Annotated in this window: 16 protein-coding genes; 14 read left to right on the top strand and 2 right to left on the bottom strand. The window is 63.1% G+C overall.

What is annotated here, in order from left to right; translation table 11 throughout:
* From DTS01S_RS27275 to DTS01S_RS27240, 8 genes are all read left to right on the top strand, one after another.
* A partial coding sequence (locus DTS01S_RS27275) for an AAA family ATPase (protein ID WP_061289777.1) occupies window positions 1–446 on the top strand: 446 nt, incomplete at its 5' end.
* Entirely contained in the window at window positions 443–718 is a 276-nt protein-coding gene (locus DTS01S_RS27270) for a hypothetical protein (protein WP_061289780.1), read from the top strand. The genes DTS01S_RS27275 and DTS01S_RS27270, both read left to right, overlap by 4 nt.
* Complete coding sequence (locus DTS01S_RS27265) at window positions 715–1,272, top strand: DUF2840 domain-containing protein (protein WP_061289774.1); 558 nt, start codon at window positions 715–717, stop codon at window positions 1,270–1,272. Before DTS01S_RS27270 ends, DTS01S_RS27265 begins: the two co-directional genes overlap by 4 nt.
* The gene (locus DTS01S_RS27260) at window positions 1,269–1,889 is read left to right on the top strand and encodes a S26 family signal peptidase (protein WP_061289771.1); all 621 of its coding nucleotides are present in this window, start codon (window positions 1,269–1,271) and stop codon (window positions 1,887–1,889) included. The genes DTS01S_RS27265 and DTS01S_RS27260 overlap by 4 nt, the downstream gene beginning before the upstream one ends.
* Before the next feature lie 435 nt (window positions 1,890–2,324).
* Window positions 2,325–4,301, top strand: coding sequence for a relaxase/mobilization nuclease domain-containing protein (locus DTS01S_RS27255; RefSeq protein ID WP_011517536.1), 1,977 nt, complete (start codon window positions 2,325–2,327; stop codon window positions 4,299–4,301).
* Between the two features lie 215 nt (window positions 4,302–4,516).
* Entirely contained in the window at window positions 4,517–5,860 is a 1,344-nt protein-coding gene (locus DTS01S_RS27250) for a ferredoxin reductase family protein (protein ID WP_003056168.1), read from the top strand.
* 14 nt (window positions 5,861–5,874) lie between these two features.
* Complete coding sequence (locus DTS01S_RS27245) at window positions 5,875–6,540, top strand: response regulator transcription factor (RefSeq protein WP_003056167.1); 666 nt, start codon at window positions 5,875–5,877, stop codon at window positions 6,538–6,540.
* 60 nt (window positions 6,541–6,600) lie between these two features.
* Window positions 6,601–7,956, top strand: a complete 1,356-nt coding sequence (locus tag DTS01S_RS27240) for a sensor histidine kinase (RefSeq protein ID WP_230391047.1) — start codon at window positions 6,601–6,603, stop codon at window positions 7,954–7,956.
* A gap of 13 nt (window positions 7,957–7,969) precedes the next feature.
* On the opposite strand, the gene DTS01S_RS27235 is transcribed toward DTS01S_RS27240, so the two are convergent.
* Together DTS01S_RS27235 and DTS01S_RS27230 are read right to left on the bottom strand one after the other, a co-directional pair.
* Window positions 7,970–8,677 (bottom strand): VIT1/CCC1 transporter family protein, encoded by a 708-nt coding sequence (locus DTS01S_RS27235; RefSeq protein WP_021028154.1) that lies wholly within the window; start codon window positions 8,675–8,677, stop codon window positions 7,970–7,972.
* Between the two features lie 41 nt (window positions 8,678–8,718).
* Complete coding sequence (locus DTS01S_RS27230; RefSeq protein ID WP_033460303.1) at window positions 8,719–9,270, bottom strand: cytochrome b; 552 nt, start codon at window positions 9,268–9,270, stop codon at window positions 8,719–8,721.
* A 252-nt stretch (window positions 9,271–9,522) separates the two neighbouring features.
* On the opposite strand from DTS01S_RS27230, the gene DTS01S_RS27225 reads away from it, so the two are divergent.
* Genes DTS01S_RS27225 through DTS01S_RS30095 form a run of 6 tightly spaced genes read left to right on the top strand, consistent with a single transcriptional unit; the run spans window position 9,523 to window position 17,975 of the window.
* Window positions 9,523–10,815 carry an efflux RND transporter periplasmic adaptor subunit gene (locus DTS01S_RS27225; protein ID WP_230391046.1) on the top strand — a complete coding sequence of 431 codons (1,293 nt, stop codon included), beginning with the start codon at window positions 9,523–9,525 and terminating at the stop codon, window positions 10,813–10,815.
* Window positions 10,816–10,828: 13 nt separating this feature from the next.
* Entirely contained in the window at window positions 10,829–13,924 is a 3,096-nt protein-coding gene (locus DTS01S_RS27220; RefSeq protein WP_043371994.1) for an efflux RND transporter permease subunit, read from the top strand.
* On the top strand, window positions 13,921–14,241 hold the full coding sequence (locus DTS01S_RS27215; protein ID WP_003056157.1) for a DUF3240 family protein: 321 nt from the start codon (window positions 13,921–13,923) through the stop codon (window positions 14,239–14,241). The genes DTS01S_RS27220 and DTS01S_RS27215 overlap by 4 nt, the downstream gene beginning before the upstream one ends.
* Complete coding sequence (locus tag DTS01S_RS27210) at window positions 14,238–15,536, top strand: TolC family protein (RefSeq protein WP_230391045.1); 1,299 nt, start codon at window positions 14,238–14,240, stop codon at window positions 15,534–15,536. Before DTS01S_RS27215 ends, DTS01S_RS27210 begins: the two co-directional genes overlap by 4 nt.
* Window positions 15,517–16,305, top strand: coding sequence for a phosphatase PAP2 family protein (locus DTS01S_RS30100; RefSeq protein WP_227472611.1), 789 nt, complete (start codon window positions 15,517–15,519; stop codon window positions 16,303–16,305). Before DTS01S_RS27210 ends, DTS01S_RS30100 begins: the two co-directional genes overlap by 20 nt.
* The gene (locus DTS01S_RS30095) at window positions 16,302–17,975 is read left to right on the top strand and encodes a phosphoethanolamine transferase (protein ID WP_003056147.1); all 1,674 of its coding nucleotides are present in this window, start codon (window positions 16,302–16,304) and stop codon (window positions 17,973–17,975) included. Before DTS01S_RS30100 ends, DTS01S_RS30095 begins: the two co-directional genes overlap by 4 nt.
* Window positions 17,976–17,982: the final 7 nt, after the last annotated feature.

The raw sequence follows: 17,982 nt of genomic DNA, 5'->3' as shown, positions 1-17,982 counted from the left end.
CACGCGAAACGCTGCACCAGGAAGCGCCAGAACTCGCCAGGCGGGCCGATCACGTCGTCATTGATGGGCCGCCCAGGATCGCCGCCTTGGCGCGCTCTGCGCTGCTGGCGGCCGAGCGCGTGCTGATCCCGGTGCAGCCGAGTCCCTACGACCTGTGGGCCAGCGCCGAGATGGTGGCGCTGATCCGCGAGGCGCAAGTCTTCCGGCCTGTGCTGCGCGCGGCCTTCGTCATCAACCGGCGCGTCAGCACCACCGTGATCGGGCGCGAGGCTCGCGGGGCGCTGGCCGATCAGCCGCTGCCCGCGCTGCGCGCGGAAGTGCATCAGCGCATCGTGTTCGCTGACAGCGTGGCCGCTGGCCGGCTCGCACGCGAGACGGCGCCCGACAGCACCGCCGCACGCGAAGTCACCGCCCTGGTGGACGAACTGCTGCGGTGGCCGCCATGAACAGCCCCGCCAGCAAGCGCGCGGGCAAGCGCATTGGCATCGGCGCGCGCCCGCCCGCGAATCCGCACGCCGAAGCGTGGATTCGCCAGGGCAGCGCCGACGAACTCCAGAAAGGCGATGTCTATACGGCTCGCCTGACCCTTGACATCACACCCGCCATGCGTTCGCGCATCAAGGTCTCGGCTTTCACGCAGGGCGTGACGGTGGCCGACCTGCTGCGCGCGCTGCTGGAGCGCGAGTTTCCCGAACAACGCAGGGAGAACACACCATGACCGCATCCGCTTCGCCTGTTTGTGCGCCCGCCGCTGACGCGGCCACGGCTGCGCCCCAGCCATCATCCGTCGCGCCCTGCGGCCAGCCGGCCAGCGCGCCGCTGACGCGGGTGGCGCTGGCCTACATCGAGGCCCGTTTCAAGCTCTACCTGCGCTTCGGCGAACCCGCGCGTACGCACCAGCTCGACCGCTGGCGGCGCAGCGCTGTGTTCCTGCCGGGCGCGCTCTTTTGCCGCATCCGCTGGCAGGCCAATGACTATGGCACCGTACGCTGGCAGCTCATGGTGATGCAGGCCTGCACGCCGTTGGACGGCGCCCAGCGCATCCCCGGCGTGCAGCCGGGGGCGCGCCTGCTGCTGCACGCCGAGGGCGAGGGGCAAGTGCGCGCCGTGCTGGAGCGCATCGACACCATCGAGGCGCTGGACATCGCACCCGCCGCCGTCTCGCCCGCGTACTGGCGCACGCTCGCCAATCGGCTCGCCGCCCGCCTGCCTCTGCCCGAATACACCGCCGAGCGGCACGCCGCCTGGCTGGCCGGGAGGGCGCTGCCATGAGCGCCGTTTCCACCACTGGCACCACGCCGCGTCCTCGTTCGCACACTCGCTCAAGTCGGCGCGCTCGCATCGTGCTCGCAGGCCTCGCCGCCTGCGGCCTCGCTGCGCTGGCCTGGGCCTCCTTCGTGCATCCGCTGCCGCGCCTGGCCTACAACCCGTCCGACAGCGTGGCGGTCGGCTGGTATCGCGTCGATCCGCTCTATCCGCCCGCTCCGGGGGCGGGTTCGCTACCCCGTCCGCTACCACCGTCATTGCACGTCGGTAGCATCGTCCTGACCCGCTTGCCGGCAGACGCCGCCGCGCTGGCCGCGCAGCGCGGCTACCTGCCGACGCGCGTGCCCCTGCTCAAGCGCGTGGGTGCCGTCGCGCCGCAGGAAGTGTGCATCGCGGGTGGCAGCGTCCGCATCGACGGCGTGCCTTCGGCCGCCGTGCTGCCCGCTGACCGGCTGGGCCGTCCGCTGGCGTCCTGGCCGCAGTGCAGGCGGCTTCAGCCGGGTGAGCTGTTTCTGCTTAGCGTCACCAATCCGGCGTCGTTCGACAGCCGGTACTTCGGGCCGATCAGCGCATCCACAGTGATCGGCATCGCGCATCCGGTCTGGCTGGAGAAACGCCCGTGATGGCCGCCGACGCGCTGCACGTTGCCGTGCATCTTGTCGTGCCATCGGGCGTGTTGATCCGGTGGCATTCAACCTGTCGCCACGCGTGCAGTGCAAGCGCCCATCCTGCGGCTTGGGCGCTGCTTTCTCACGTGCAGGTGTCTTGCCTCGAACCTGCCGGGCCTGTGGCCCTGGCCGCGTTCGCCGGGGCGCTCGCTGCTCACGCAGCAGCGCCACCGGGCCGCAGGGGCTGGGAGCGGATGCGGGAGGCCAATGCGGAAGGCAAGACAAAAGGGGGCGGCACCTGTCGGCCCGCAAAGCCAGTCTGCACGTGGGGGGGCGAGGCACGCAGCGGCTTTGCCGCCGTGCCGCTTGGGGCGTGAGGCACGCACCGATACAGGCATGTCCGCGTGCTTCGCACGCCCGGACACGCCAGAGTTTGCAGGGAGCGCAGGCATGACCAACCGCCGCGACGATGATTTCCGCATCCGCCCCAGCGCACCGAAGAACCGGGGCCAGGGCTTCGTATCCAAGGTGCTCCAGCAGGCAGGCAAGGCCAGCGGCGGCAAGTCCACGGTGCGCCGTCCTGGCGGCAGTGGCAAGGGCACCGGCCAGCGGCCCGGATCGCGCCTGGGACGCGGCCACACGGCGGCGCGCTTCGCAGGGGCGAAGCTCACGCCTATGTCGCGGCGCGTGACCATCAAGACACTACTGGTCAACCAGCAGCGGGCCAGTCCGCAGTCGCTCGCCAAGCACCTGCGCTACATCGAGCGCGACGGCGTGGGCCGCGACGGCGAACCGGGTCGGGCCTATGGGCCGCAGACCGACGAAGCTGATCTGAACGCATTCAAGGAGCGCTGCGCCGATGATCGGCACCACTTTCGCTTCATCGTTTCGCCCGAGGAAGGGGCCGAGCTGGAAGACCTGCGCACCTACACGCGGCACCTGATGGGACGCATGGAGGCCGACCTGGGCACGCGGCTGGAATGGGTGGCGGTCGATCACTGGAATACCGACAACCCGCACACCCACCTGATCGTGCGCGGGCGCGACGACACCGGCAAAGACCTCATCATCGCGGGCGACTACATCACTGATGGTTTTCGTCATCGCGCCGCCGAGCTGGCGACCGAATGGCTGGGGCCACGCACCGAGCTGGAGATCCAGCAGACCTTGCAGCGCGAGGTGGAGCAAGAGCGGTGGACTAGCCTGGATCGCACGTTGAAACGCGAGGCCGGCGAGGATGGCCGGGTACAGATCGAACGCTTCAACGAACCGACGTTGCAACGCCAGCGCCTGCTGCTGATCAGCCGCCTGCAACGCTTGCAGCACCTGGGCCTGGTCGACGAGACGCAGCCCGGCAGTTGGGCCGTCCATGCCGATGCCGAGAAGACCTTGCGCGCCCTGGGCGAGCGTGGAGACATCATCCGCACCATCCAGCGGGCCATGAGCGGCCAGCCGCGCGAGCTGGCGGTGTTCGAGCCGGGCGACGATGGCCGAACTATTCTCGGCCGCGTAGCCGCGAAGGGGCTGGCCGACGAACTGCGCGACCGGGGCTATCTGGTCATCGACGGCGTGGACGGCAAGGCCCACTACGTCGCGCTCAATGCCCGCGACGAGCTGGCGAACTATCCCAGCGGCGCCGTGGTGGAGGTGAAAGGATCGGCCGACGTGCGCGCGGCGGACAAGAACATCGCCGCGCTGGCGAGCGATGGCTTGTACCGTACCGACCATCACCTCGCCATCGCCCAGGGGCAGGCCGTGCCCGGCCGCGATCCGCAGGAAGTCGTCGCGGCCCATGTCCGCCGACTGGAAGCCTTGCGCCGCGCCGGCATCGTGGAGCGTGTGGCCGAAGGTCTATGGAAGGTGCCGGACGATCTGCCCGAGCGTGGCCGTCAGTACGACGCGCAGCGCCTGGGAAGCGTGGCCGTGGAACTGAAATCGCACCTGCCCATCGAGCGGCAGGCCCGCGTGATCGGGGCCACCTGGCTCGACCAGCAACTGATCGGCGGCGGCTCGGGCCTGGGCGACCTGGGCTTTGGCGGCGAGGCCAAACAGGCCATGCAGCAGCGCACCGACTTCCTGGCCGAACAGGGGTTGGCCGAGCGGCGCGGGCAGCGCGTGATCCTGGCGCGCAACCTGCTGGGCACGCTGCGCAACCGGGAGCTGGCGCAGGCCGCGAAGGACATTGCAGGCGAAACGGGCCTGGAGCATCGGCCCGTGGCCGACGGGCAGCGCGTGGCCGGCATCTACCGGCGCAGCGTCATGCTCGCCAGCGGGCGCTACGCGATGCTTGATGACGGCATGGGCTTCTCGCTGGTGCCGTGGAAGCCGGTGATCGAACAGCGATTGGGGCAGCAGCTTTCCGCGACGGTTCGCGGCGGCGGGGCGTCCTGGGAGATTGGGCGGCATCGGGGGCCAACCATTTCTTGAGTCAAGGTAAAGCCACAAGCCGGTGGGCAAAATTAGATTTTATCCATAGATGGGTGATCAATCCAAAGCGTTACCAAAGGTTGGGATGTCAAAATTAGAATTATCTGTAATTTCGGATACACGGCCACATTCAAAGGCACGCTATCGCGTATATGGATTGATGGTTTCCGACCAGTGCCGCATGCGCCTTCCGCAGAATTTGGGGCAAATCCACGATGAAGAGAATAATTTGGACGTTCTGGTTTTTTGCGCTGGCATTGAGCGCTTTATGGCTTTTTACCGATACGCTCTGGCCTGCACAGTCCAACTACTTCGCCCTGCGAACGGTATGGATTCAATACAGCGGCGTACTGGCCATCGGCGCGATGTCCGTGGCGATGATGTTGGCCACGCGCCCGGCGTGGCTGGAGCCCAGCTTGAACGGACTGGACAAGATATACCGCCTGCACAAGTGGCTCGGCATCGCTGCTCTGGCCGCTGCAACAGTACACTGGCTGTGGGCGCAGGGTACTAAATGGGCCGTAGGCTGGGGCTGGCTGACGCGCCCCGCGCGCAAGCCCCGCGCAACGGCTGATTCAATGGGCTCCATTGAATCGGCGCTGCGTGGCTGGCGTGGACTGGCCGAGGACTTGGGCGAATGGGCCTTCTACGCCGTCGCCGTGCTACTGGTGCTGGCTTTGGTTAAGCGCTTTCCCTACCGGCTGTTCGCCAAGACGCACCACTGGATGGCAGCGATCTACTTGGTGCTGGCCTTCCACACCTTGGTGTTGGTGCAGTTCTCCTACTGGGCCCAGCCCGTGGGCTGGGCTTTGGCTATGCTGCTGGCGAGCGGCACGGTATCGGCGGTGTGGGTGCTGCTGGGCCGAGTCGGTGCGCAGCGCACCGCGCACGGTGTCATCGAATCGCTGCAGACCTACCCTGCGCTGAACGTGCTGGAAACCACCCTGCGGATGGACCCGGGCTGGCCCGGCCACCGGCCCGGACAGTTTGCCTTCGCCATGTCCAACCCGAAAGAAGGCCCGCACCCCTACACGCTAGCCTCAGCCTGGGTGCCGGAAGACCGGCGCATTACCTTCATCACCAAGGCGCTGGGCGACCACACCCGCCGGCTGCCTGAGCGCCTACGGGTAGGCGACCAGGTAACGGTCGAGGGGCCTTACGGCTGCTTCACTTTCGACGACGAGAAGGCCCGCCAGATCTGGATCGGCGCCGGCATCGGTATCACGCCATTCATTGCGCGCATGAAGTATTTGGCGCAGCATAAAGGCCAAGACGCACGCCCGGTCGATTTGTTTCATCCTACGAGCGACGTTGATCCGCAGGCCATCGAGAAACTGCGCGCCGACAGCCAGGCGGCCGGCGTTGTGCTGCACTTGCTCATCGACAAGCAGAACGGTCGCCTGACGGGTGAACGCCTGCGTGCCATGGTGCCGGGTTGGAAAGACGCCAGCGTCTGGTTCTGCGGCCCCACGGCCTTCGGCCGCGCGTTGCGCGCCGACCTGCTGGCCCAGGGGCTGGAGCCGGAGGCGTTCCACCAGGAGCTTTTCGAGATGCGCTGAATGGAAGAAAGCACATGCGCGTATTGATCGTGGAAGACTCGCAAACGCTGGCCGAAGCCCTGAGCCAGAGCCTTCAGTCGGAAGGCTATGCCTGCGATACAGCAGCCGATGGCGTGTCCGCGCTGAAGTTTCTTGCCAGCTACCGGTACGACGCCATCATTCTGGACTTGATGCTGCCCCGGCTGGACGGCTTTGGCGTGTTGCGCGCATTGGGCCGGGAGGCCCATGCCGCACCGGTGTTGGTGCTCTCCGCGCGCGAACTGCTCGACGACCGGGTGCGGGCCTTGGATGCGGGTGCCGATGACTACCTGACAAAACCCTTCGAGCTAGCCGAACTGCTGGCTCGCCTGCGGGCGCTAGTACGGCGTCCGCCGCAACGGGACGTTCCAGTTCTGCGCCACGGCGATCTGGAGGTCGATCCGCGCTCGCGCATCGCGAGGTTCAAGTGCATTGATCTTGGGCTCACGCCGAAGGAGTATGGACTGCTCGACTTGCTGCTGCGTCGGCGCGGCGCCACGCTGTCGCGCTCGCAGATTTTTGAACATTTGTACGACAGCCGCAGCGATGCATCGGACAAAGTGGTAGAGGTGATCGTCAGCACCTTGCGAACCAAGCTTGCCCTGTGCGGCCTGGATGAACTGATCGTGACACGCCGTGGCTTCGGCTACATCCTGCCCTGAACGATGGTACGTCCCGATTCCGAAGCCCTTTCTGATGCGAGTCAAGGCGGATCCTGGTCCTTGCAGCGGCGGCTGGCTGCCAGCTTGGTGATCTGCATTGGAGGAACCTTCGCGATCCTGTTTCCCGTCCTCGACTACTGGATTGACCACGAAATCTATCGACGGATGGATACCACCCTGATGCAACGATCAGCGGCGGTGGGGCGCGTGCTGCAGGAGTTGGATGCGAGAAAGCTCGAAAGCCTCATGCCGGAATATGAGCCTGGCGGGCATACCGAGTTCTTCACGGTCTTCGATTCGCAGACCCACCGGGCCTTGCTACGCTCTCCCAGCAGTGCAGGCGCCGAGCTATCGCTTGGCCCGGTGGAGCAAGGCACCCCGCGCTATTACGACGTGACACTTCCGGATGGCCACGCGGGCCGCGCGCTGGCGACGCGCGTGTCGGTAACTGGAGAGAGGTCTCAGCTATTAGTCGTCGCAACAGAACGCCGGGATTGGGATCAAACCGAGCGGCGCATCCACTTTGCGCTCTTGGGCGGTATTGTGCTGGCAACGCTGCTAGCGACGGGCCTGGCGCTGCTCATGGTTCGGCATATCGTGGTCATGCTGGAGCGGGTCGGCGAGCAACTGGCCGATCTGCGTTCGGATCGGCCGATTGCGCGGATCGGAGCGGACTTTCCCCGTGAACTGCGTCCATTTGCCGAAGCCTTCAATCAGGGCTTGCATCACCTGTATGTGGCCATTGTCCGCGAGCGCCGCTTCTCCCGCGATGTGGCCCACGAGTTGCGCACGCCCCTGGCGGAAATCCGCATCAGCGCAGAAAGCGCTTTGATCGATGCCGACCCGGCCCGAATCCAGCGCGCCCTGAATGCAATGATCCAGGCCAGTTCACGCATGCAGCGCAGTGTGGACACTCTGCTGTTGTTGGCGCGACTTGAGTCCGGCCAACACACAATGGCGCTGGATCCTCTGGATCTAACTGCTTTGCTGCGAGAGTTGCTGGCGGGACTTAACGTCCAGCAAATGGCACCCAAGTCACCCATCCGCGTGACTTTGCCTGAATCGGCATGGGTGCAAAGTGATCAGGGCGTGATCGAACGCATCGTCTCCAACCTCTTGCGCAATGCCATTGAATACGCGCCCGAAGGCGACGACATTCAATGCGGGCTGGAGCGCGAAGCTTCCGGCTGGATGTTGACCATCGTCAACACAGCTCCCAATTTGCTGGCATCCGATCTGGATCAATTCGGCCTTCGCTTCTGGCGCAAGGATTCCGAAGGTGGCACGGCGCACCACGCCGGGTTGGGACTTGCACTGGCCCTGGCGCTCGCGCATGCCATAGACCTGCCGCTGGCGTTCTCACTGGACAACGGTCGGCTGTCCGCGCGGCTTGGCCCTTGGCCAGCGCTGCTCTGAGATTGACGCAGATTTACACCGCGGTGCCGAACATGGCTCCCACGCCCGCTGTCACCGCCATGGCAAATGTGCCCCAGAACGCGACGCGCAGTGCACTTTTGAACAGCGGCGTACCACCCACGGCAGCAGCCGCAGCGCCGAGCAGGGCCAGGAAGACAATCGCCGTCGCGACGATCCAATAGAGCAGGCTCTGCTCCGGCGCCAACAGAACCACGGCCAGCGGCATGGCCGCACCCACGGCGAAGCTTCCAGCGGACGCCATGGCGGCTTGCAGCGGGCGAGCGCTCAAGGTTTCAGAAATGCCCAATTCATCGCGCGCGTGCGCGCCCAACGCATCATGCGCCATCAATTGCGTGGCGACCTGATCCGCGAGTCGATGATCCAGGCCACGCCGAACATAGATGGCCGTGAGTTCGCGATGTTCGGCTTCCGGACTGTTCTTCAGTTCATCACGTTCCCGCGCCAGATCCGCCTTCTCCGTATCAGCTTGTGAATAGACCGATACGAATTCGCCTGCAGCCATGGACATGGCACCGGCTACCAACCCCGCGATGGCCGTGGTCATGATGCTGGCATGGCTTGCATGGGCCGCAGCCACGCCTGCAACTAGGCTGGCCGTGGAAATGATGCCGTCATTGGCACCCAGAACAGCTGCGCGTAGCCATCCGATATGTTCAGTGCGATGACTTTCAGGGTGAGCGCGATGATGAAATTTTGTCATTGAAAAATCAAATCCATGTGAAGCAGCCCAAGGCCAGCAGTTCAGGTGCGATGACCGGGAAGCATGCGAACCAGTGTGTTGTCACGCATGACGTAGTGGTGCAACAGCGCCGCCATCGCATGCAATCCGATCAAGACATAGCCCAATGTCGCCAGCGCCTCATGGACATCCTTGAGTTGGCGCGACAAAGCAACGTCGGTGCCGATCAGAGAGGGAACGGGCAAGCCAAACAGAACAATCGGCTTGCCCGCCGCACTCAAGGTGAGCCATCCGAGCAGCGGCATGGCGAGCATGAAGCTGTAGAGCGCATAGTGCATGCCATCGGCGAGCGTGGCCTGCCAGCGTGGCATGGGTGGTTGGATCGCGGGCTTCACGCCCGCCTGGATGCGCACCCCGATACGGATCACGACGATCACCAGAACGCTGAGGCCCAGCAGGTAGTGCAAGGACTTCATGGCGTCTCTCAAGGCTCCCTTGGGTGCCAGTCCGCGCAATTCCATGCTCGCATAGACCGCAATGATGAGAATCACGGTCAGCCAGTGCAAGCCTATGACCAAGGGACTGAAACGGTATTCGGAATTCTTGATGTCCATGGCGCATGGCCCCGATGTTTGAGATGGCAAAAAAGCGAACCGCTGGCTATCCTGGCTATCGGATCAAGTGACTGAGAAGTCAACTTGCCGGCAGCTTGTGGCTCAAGACAAGCGGTTTTTTTCTGAATAGATCGTACAGAGAAAATTTCGCTTTCTCCAAAGCTTTCTCAAAGCTTCACCGAAGAACATGAGCTGATCTTTACAAGAGATCGACCGCATGTTTCGCCTCATTAACCTCGCGCACCGCTTCATATGCGACGAATTTTCAATTCGCGCTGTGTGCTCTCTACTCTGCTCTACGTCATTTGGGGCGGCACAAGCATGAGCTTCCCGACCTTGAAAGCGGCGGGCACCTCCAGCCGAACCAAGACCTTGGCCCTGTCCGCCGTCGGTGTGGCAGTTCTGGCTGCCGTAGGGTACGGCTGGTGGGCTTGGGCAACGCAGCAGACAACCGTAGCCGATAAAGACGCGAACGAAGCCGTCGCCCAGCCGAGTGCTGGCAGCGTTCAGCTCAACGCCGCTCAACTCCGCGCGCAGGGCGTGGAAACCGCCATCGTCAAGGACGCCGCAGCAATACCGCTGGATGGCTTGCCCGCGCAGACCGTGGCACCGCTCTCGGCCAGCGCGCAGGTTGTGGCACCCTATGGCGGTGTGGTGACGCGCGTTCTGGTCGATGAAGGTGCCGCAGTGCGCCAAGGACAGGCTTTGGCGCGCATCCAGAGCAAGGATGTTCTGGCGGCGCAAGCCGATCTGGCGCGTGCCCGCACGGACGCGACCGCAGCCGCCACGCAGGCCAGGCGCGATGCTGCCCTGCTCGCCGAGGGCATCATCCCCGCCGCGCGCAACGAGCAAACTCAGGCGCGCGCAGCGGCTGCGCAAAGTACGTTGCAAGAGGCCAATGGCGCCCTCGCACGGCTTCGACCCGTTAGCGGCGGGCAGGCCGGCGAGTATGAATTGCTGGCGCCTTTGTCCGGGCGGGTGATGCGTCGTCACCTGAGCCTCGGGCAGGCGGTCGCGCCGCTCGACATCGCCTTTATAGTGGCTCAGCCTGGCCCGCTGGATGTCAGCGTCGCGGTTCCGCTGCGCTGGCGCTCAGATCTCCACCCAGGCTTGGAAGTGCGTCTTCCCGATGGCACGATCGCTCGCGTGACGGCTGTTGGTGGCGACACTGACCTCAGTAGTCAGAGCCTGCGGGTACGTGCCCGCGTCGATGCAGATCAGGCAGGGGCAGACCGCTATGCGGCCGGGCAGCAGATCAGTGTCGCGCTGTTGCTGCCAGCACCGCAGGGCACCTTGAGCGTGCCATCGGCCGCACTGCTGCCAGCGGGCAGCGCCCACGTGGTCTACGTTGCTGAGCCGTCATCGCAAGACAAGCAAGGCGACCTACGCGTCCGCGCTGTTCCGGTGCAACTGCTGGGGCAAGACGAATCAGAGGCGTCAAGCGCCGTGCGTGCAGTCTCGCCAGACACTGCGCCGCTTGCGGCAGGCATGCAGGTCGTCGTGCGCGGTACGGCACTGCTCAAATCCATGATTCCATTGCAATGAGGGGCGACCACGCATGTTGTCCCGTCTGATTGAATTTTCCCTGCGCCAACGTGCGCTGGTACTGCTTGGCGTGCTGGCTTTGGCGGGTGCGGGCCTAGCGGCCTTCCTGCAACTGCCGATCGACGCCTATCCGGATATTTCCCCCACGCAGGTCAAGCTGATTATCAAGGCTCCTGGCATGACGCCTGAGGAGGTGGAGTCGCGCGTGATCACGCCGCTGGAGATGGAGTTGCTCGGCGTGCCCCGGGGCGTGATGTTGCGCTCCACGGCCAAGTACGCCATCGCCGACATCACGGTGGACTTTGCCGAAGGCAGCGACATCTACTGGGCGCGTCAGCAGGTGGCTGAACGCTATGCCGGCGTTTCGGGCAGCCTGCCCGAAGGCGTCAGCGGCGGGCTGGCGCCGATTTCGACACCGCTGTCGGACGTGTTCATGTTCACCATCGAAGGCGGTGGCCTCACGTTGAGCGAGCGCCGCGCCCTGCTGGACTGGACGCTGCGCCCGGCCCTGCGCACGCTGCCCGGTGTTGCTGATGTCAACGTGCTGGGTGGAGAAGCCAAGAGCTTTGCTGTGGTGCCGGATCGCGCACGGCTTTCCGCTGCGAGCCTCAGCTTCTCTGATGTCATCACGGCGATCGGCCGCAACAACCGCAATGACGGTGCGGGCCGCCTGGATGCAGGCGAAGACACGCTGATCGTGCGCGCCGAAGGCGCGATCCACACTTTGGACGATTTATCCCGTCTGATCCTGCGCGCGGGGGCCAATGGTACGGCCCCAGTTCGCCTGGGCGACGTGGCCCAGGTGCGCATCGAAGGCGTGACGCGATATGGCGCCGTCACCCGGGACGGCGCGGGCGAAGCGGTGGAAGGCATCGTGGTGGCGCTGCGCGGGGCCGATGCCTCGGCGCTGGTCAAAGCCATTCGAGCCCGGCTGGACGAGGTGACTCCCAGCCTGCCGCCCGGCGTCAAGGTGGTGCCGTTCTATGACCGCAGCACGCTGATCGAGCGCGCCGTGGGCACGGTGGAAAGCGCCTTGCTGGAAGCGACGGTACTGGTCGTTATCCTGCTGCTTCTGTTCCTCGGCGAGCTTCGCGCCGCGCTGGTTGTGGCGGTGATGGTGCCTTTGGCGGCACTGGGCACCTTCTTGCTGATGCGTCTGGTCGGCATGAGCGCCAACCTGATGAGCTTGGGGGGCCTCGCGATCGCCATCGGCATGCTGGTGGACGCTGCCGTAGTGGTGGTGGAAAACGCCGTCAGTCGGCTCGACCCGCACGCGCCCAGTGCGCACCAGCCGCGCCTGCACCGCATATTCGCCGCGGCGCGCGAGGTCGCCATGCCTGTGGCCTCGGGCATCCTCATCATCTGTCTGACCTTCATGCCCCTGCTCACACTGCAAGGGTTGGAAGGCAAACTGTTTGTGCCGGTGGCGCTGACCATCGTATTCGCCCTGGGCGTCTCGCTGCTGCTGTCGCTCACGCTGGTGCCGGTGCTGGCCTCGCTGCTGCTCAAGGAACATGCTCACACCGAGCCGTGGGTGATGCGCTGGGCCACGCGCCTGTACCAACCGCTGCTGGAGGCTGCGCTTCACCACCCGCTACGCGCATCGGCGGTCGCCATCGCGGCCCTGGCATTGGGTGTGGTGGCCTACCTTGGCACGGGCAAGGCGTTCATGCCGACGATGGACGAGGGCGATATCCTGCTGCAACTGCAAAAACCCCCGTCCATTGGGTTGCAGCGCTCGCTGGAGATTGACCTGGCGGTGCAGAAGGCCATCGGTGCGGCGGTGCCCGAGGTGCGGCACAGCATCGGGCGGGTGGGCTCCGACGAGCTGGGGCTCGACCCGATGGGCCTGAACGAAACCGACCTGTTCATGCAGCTCGCACCGCGCAAGGATTGGCATGCAGCCGACAAGGACGCGTTGAGTGCCGAGATACGCAAGGTGATGGATGCCTTCCCCGGCCTGGAATTCGGCTTTACCCAGCCCATCGAGATGCGCATCTCGGAAATGCTCACCGGCAGCCGGGGCGACGTGGCCGTCAAGCTGTTCGGCCCTGACCTGCAAACACTGGGCGATCTGGCGCAGCGCATGGCCGCTCGCATCGAGAAAGTGCCCGGTGCGCGCGACGTGCTCACCCAGGCCAGCGACAGCGTGGAATACCTGCAGGTGAAGGTGGATGCGCAGGCGGCGGGGCGCGCCGGGCTGGCCGTGACACAGGTTCAGGACGAGTTGCGCGCGCAACTCGAAGGCGTTCCGGCCGGGCTGGTGATTGAGCCGGACAGGCGCACGCCGATCGTGGTGCGCGGCGACGCCCGCCTGCGCGGCTCGGCCGAGCGCTTCAAGGACTTGCAGCTCGCCCGCGGCGATCAGGGCGAAATCCCCTTGACCTCGCTGGCGCGCATCGCCACCACTGATGGCCCCGTGCTGGTGCGGCGCGAGAACGGCTCGCGCTTCGCGCTGATCCAGTCCAGCGTGAGCGGGCGCGATCTTGTCGGCTTCGTGGATGAAGCGCGCGCCGCCGTAGCGCGCGACGTGCCGCTGCCGCCCGGCTACCGCGTCGAATGGGGCGGGCAGTTCGAGAACCAGCAACGCGCAGCGGCCCGCCTTGGCATGGTGGTGCCGGTGGCCCTGGGGCTGATTTTCTTCGTGCTGTTCATGACCTTCGGCTCGGTGCGGCAGGCCGCGCTCATCCTCGGCAACGTGCCGTTTGCCATGGTCGGCGGCGTGGCGGCGCTGTGGCTGTCGGGGCAGTACCTGTCGGTGCCTGCTTCGGTCGGCTTCATCGCGCTGCTGGGCATCGCCGTGCTCAACGGATTGGTGCTGATGACGCACTTCAACCACCTGCACGCGCTAGGCCTGCCCATGGAACAGGTGGTGCGCGAAGGTTCGCTGCGACGGTTGCGCCCCGTGCTGATGACGGCTTCCATCACCGCCTTTGGCCTAGTGCCCCTGCTGCTGGCCAGTGGCCCTGGCTCTGAGATCCAGCGCCCACTCGCCATCGTGGTGATTGGCGGACTGGTCAGTTCCACTGCGCTGACCCTGGTCCTGCTGCCGGTGCTGTACCGGCGATTCGGCCAGGCCATCTCCTCACAACAAGGAGTCCACGCATGAACGGATTGAAAGAAGCGCAACTGGTGCGCCTGAATCTGGTGTTTCCACCCACGCTCGAAGACGCCGTCACCGATGCCCTGATGGCCGACCCGGTGCTGCCAGGGTTCACCCTGTTGCACGCCGAAGGGCATACCGGCGACTTCGCGCGCGCGTCCATTCGCGAGAAGGTTCGCGGCCGTGTGGATCGGCGCGTCATTTGGGTGTTGATCGAATATGAACAACTGGAACAGGTCCTGGCGCATCTGCGCCAGCGCATCGCGTCTAGCGATGTCCGCTGGTGGGTGGAGTCGGTGTTGGCAAGTGGAAGACTGGTATGACGAGTAAAAACAAAGGATGCAGCCTGGTACTACCGACTGGTGCCGTCATGGTGGCTATCGCGGCTTTGACATTTCATCCCGCGCAAGCGCGCGCCGATGATCTTTCGTGGCTGCCTGCGCAGGCGCAAGTCGAAGCGGCGATAAAAATCCAGCCGGTCGTGAATGCCGCAGCCGCTCGCTTGGACGCGGCGGCCGCCACGCAAAGCGCCCTTGAAGCCGGTAGCCACGAATTTGAACTCAGTAGTGGCCTACAACGTCGCAACGTGACCAACGAAGCGCGTCGCTACAACGAATGGGAAATCCAGCTCAGCCGTGCTGTTCGCTTGCCAAACAAGGCGCGTATAGATCGGGACATCGGCAGCCGCACCCGTAGGGTGGCCGATATGCGCCTTGAAGATGCCGAGCACCAAATGGCAAGGCGACTGTTGGAAGTCTGGGCCGGATGGCTGCGCAGTTTCGTCGTAGCCGACGAGATGCAAGCTCAGGAAAAGTTGCTTAGACGTGAGCAGGAAGCAATGGCCCGCCGCGTGGCCCTGGGCGATGCAGCGCAGCGGGACAGCGACGTTCTGCAAGCCGAACGCGCGATGCTTGCAGCCCAGGTTAGCGCTGCGCGCGACGCAGAACGGGCAGCACGACAAACGATGGTGATCGAGTTCCCGGGCATTGAGACTCCCGCGCGGCCATCCACGCTGCCAGATCCCGATCCTTTGCCGGGCGGGGTACAGGAGTGGCTGGCGCGAATTGTGCGACAAAGCGTCGAAATCGGCATTGCCGATGGAGAGGCAGCGCGCCTTGCCAAGGTGGCCGAGCGAGCTCGCGCCAACCGCACGCCCGACCCCACAGTCGGGGTACGGATGATGTCTGAACGCGGTGGGACGGAACGTGTCATTGGCGTTGTCCTGACGGTGCCATTTGGCACTGACTATCGCAGTGCAATGGCTGCCACGGAAAGCGCCAACGCAGCTGCCGCAGAGGCAGAGGCGCTCGGCGTGCGGCGCGCGGTGGAGCAAAGTGCGTGGGTAGCCGCGCAGGCAGCTGAAAGTAAGCGCACGCAGTGGCAGTCATTCGCGCAGGCGCTGGCCGCGCAGACCACGGCCAGCAACCGCACGCGGCGAGCTTGGGAACTGGGAGAGGCCCCCTTGGCCGAATACCTCTTGACGTTGCGAAACCTGCGCCAGACACGCCTCGGTGAGGCACAGGCTCGCATCGATGCGCTGCAAGCGTCAGCACTGGTGCGTATCGATGCGCATGCGCTGTGGCATTCGAAGGGGGCACATGCCGATGCCCCTCAATGAATCCCGACTACTGGGCAACGCCCCACTATCCAACGCACCATTCGCACCTCGATTCTTAATCACTCATTTAGCGCTACCAGCGGGTGCGGCGCTGATCATCAGCAGTCTATTGATGGATGGCGGTGGGGACTTCTGGGTCGCCGATCATCTCTATCGCTTGCAGGGCAGCCGATGGGCTTTGCGGGATGCCTGGCTAACCAGCAACCTGCTGCATCGTGGTGGGAAGAATCTTTCCACCTTCCTGGCAATTGCGGTTGCAGCAACGTGCATCTGGGCTTGGAGAAAAAAACGTAGCAACAAATGCTCGGCATACCTACGCTGGCCGCTACTGTATCTTTTTTGTGCGTACTTGATCGGGGCACTGACGGTTTCGGCGCTGAAATCGTTCACTAACATGGATTGCCCCTGGAACTTGGTGCGCTATGGCGGAGCGCGAGTGTTTGTGGGCCTGTTTGAAACACGCCCGCCCGGTATGCCGCGCGGTGTGTGCTTTCCCGCAGGGCATGCAAGTGCCGGATATGCATGGGTCAGCCTATATTTCTTTACCTTGATGGTTCGTCCTGCCTGGCGTTGGATGGCCTTGGCTGCAAGTTTGATGATAGGTGCCATCTTTGGATGGACCCAGCAGGTGCGCGGAGCCCACTTCCTTTCCCATGACTTGTGGACGCTCCTGATTTGTTGGGTCGTTGCCTTGGGTCTTTTCATGGTCTGGCAACGCTGGTTTGTTGATGGCTCAGGCGATGTCTATTCATCGGGGTTCCAAGCATGAGAACTTTCAAACAGGCTCTCGGTCTGATGCCGCGATTCAGAACTGCAAACCTCAAGGACCTAAGCCATTGGCGACCACAATGCAGCGTCGAGTGGCTGATCTTGATGACCAGTATTTTCTTTGCACTAGCCTGCAATGGTCTATTTTGGAGTAGCGCCTTAGGCGTCCAGTCCAGCTTACGCATGGGTACATCCGTACTGCTGTTTCTGGTGGGAATTCACAGTCTGCTGTTGAGTTTGGTTGTGTGGCGCTGGAATGCCAAGGTTTTACTTGCGGTGCTTTTTGTTGCCTCTGCCCTCGCAACACATTACATGCGCAGCTTTCATATCTACCTCGATTCGAGCATGTTGCGCAATGTTCTAGCCACAGACTTCAAGGAAAGTCGCGAGCTACTGACGCCTGCATTGATTGCTCCACTAAGCCTACTGGCAGTAGTTCCGATTATTTTTCTTTGGCGAATCCGATTGCTCGGGCGTACTTGGCTGAAAGCAACCGTGTGGCGTATGGGATTGATGCTGTTTTCGACACTGATGATTTCGGGCGGTGTCATGCTGTCATTTCAGGACATGTCCGCACTGATGAGAAATCATCGCGAAGTGCGATACTTGATTACACCGGGAAACTATCTGGTGGGTTTGCCGAAGGCACTGACAGGTTCCTCTATCACGCAGTCCGCCGAAAAAATACCCATTGGAGCTGATGCCGTTGCAACAGTCAGGCCCGAAGGCAGTCGGCCACGTTTATTAGTCTTTGTCGTAGGCGAGACGGCTCGCGCCCAAAACTGGGGATTGAACGGCTATGCACGCGAAACAACGCCTCAATTGACTCAGATGGGTGTGATCAATTTCTCCGACATGCACTCCTGTGGAACTAATACCGAGGTTTCTGTGCCTTGCATGTTCTCGTCCTTTGGTCGCCGAAACTACGATGAAGACAAGATTCGCTCACACCAATCCTTACTGCATGTTCTGGAGCGCGCCGGTATTACCACCTTATGGAGAGATAACCAGTCAGGTTGCAAAGGGGTGTGCGATGGTCTCGAATATCAAAGCCTAGGGAATGCACAAAGTTCCTCTTTATGCGTTGATGGTCGGTGTTTCGATGAGATTTTGCTTGAAGACTTACCAGCTCAGGCTCGCAAAAATCCCGGTGATCGTGTGATTTTTTTGCACCAGCTTGGAAATCATGGCCCCAGCTACTTTCAACGATACCCAGCAGCGTATCGAAAATTCATCCCAACATGCGACACACCGGAAATGGGGAAATGCACCCGCGAACAGATTGTGAATAGCTACGACAACGCTATTCTCTACACAGATCATTTCCTAACCCAAGTCATTAAAAAATTGCAGGGCCTTTCCGACTACGACACAGCTATGATATTCGTCTCGGATCACGGCGAATCCCTGGGCGAGAAGGGACTTTTTCTGCACGGCATGCCTTATGCGATTGCTCCACAAGAGCAGACTCGTGTTCCTTTGGTTATGTGGTTCTCTTCAACGTTTACTCAAAGTCGAGGGCTGAATATTGGCTGTTTGAGTGAGCGAGCCCGCTCTTATGCGAATCACGACGCATTGTTTTCGTCTGTCTTGGGGCTAATGCAGGTTAAAACAAGTGAGTACGATAGGAATTTCGATTTTTTCTTTGGCTGTGATGATAAGAATATATAAGAGTTGT

It is taken from the genome of Delftia tsuruhatensis NBRC 16741, from assembly GCF_001571325.1.
Lineage (GTDB): Bacteria > Pseudomonadota > Gammaproteobacteria > Burkholderiales > Burkholderiaceae_C > Comamonas > Comamonas tsuruhatensis.
Note: the sequence above shows the minus strand (reverse complement) of the source record. Positions and strands in the feature narration are given on the sequence as shown.

Coding starts and splice junctions, on each gene's coding strand:
- DTS01S_RS27270 (WP_061289780.1), top strand. CDS start 443: ATGAACAGCCCCGCCAGCAAGCGCGCGGGCAAGCGCATTGGCATCGGC.
- DTS01S_RS27265 (WP_061289774.1), top strand. CDS start 715: ATGACCGCATCCGCTTCGCCTGTTTGTGCGCCCGCCGCTGACGCGGCC.
- DTS01S_RS27260 (WP_061289771.1), top strand. CDS start 1,269: ATGAGCGCCGTTTCCACCACTGGCACCACGCCGCGTCCTCGTTCGCAC.
- DTS01S_RS27255 (WP_011517536.1), top strand. CDS start 2,325: ATGACCAACCGCCGCGACGATGATTTCCGCATCCGCCCCAGCGCACCG.
- DTS01S_RS27250 (WP_003056168.1), top strand. CDS start 4,517: ATGAAGAGAATAATTTGGACGTTCTGGTTTTTTGCGCTGGCATTGAGC.
- DTS01S_RS27245 (WP_003056167.1), top strand. CDS start 5,875: ATGCGCGTATTGATCGTGGAAGACTCGCAAACGCTGGCCGAAGCCCTG.
- DTS01S_RS27235 (WP_021028154.1), bottom strand. CDS start 8,677: ATGACAAAATTTCATCATCGCGCTCACCCTGAAAGTCATCGCACTGAA.
- DTS01S_RS27230 (WP_033460303.1), bottom strand. CDS start 9,270: ATGGACATCAAGAATTCCGAATACCGTTTCAGTCCCTTGGTCATAGGC.
- DTS01S_RS27225 (WP_230391046.1), top strand. CDS start 9,523: ATGCGACGAATTTTCAATTCGCGCTGTGTGCTCTCTACTCTGCTCTAC.
- DTS01S_RS27220 (WP_043371994.1), top strand. CDS start 10,829: ATGTTGTCCCGTCTGATTGAATTTTCCCTGCGCCAACGTGCGCTGGTA.
- DTS01S_RS27215 (WP_003056157.1), top strand. CDS start 13,921: ATGAACGGATTGAAAGAAGCGCAACTGGTGCGCCTGAATCTGGTGTTT.
- DTS01S_RS27210 (WP_230391045.1), top strand. CDS start 14,238: ATGACGAGTAAAAACAAAGGATGCAGCCTGGTACTACCGACTGGTGCC.
- DTS01S_RS30100 (WP_227472611.1), top strand. CDS start 15,517: ATGCCGATGCCCCTCAATGAATCCCGACTACTGGGCAACGCCCCACTA.
- DTS01S_RS30095 (WP_003056147.1), top strand. CDS start 16,302: ATGAGAACTTTCAAACAGGCTCTCGGTCTGATGCCGCGATTCAGAACT.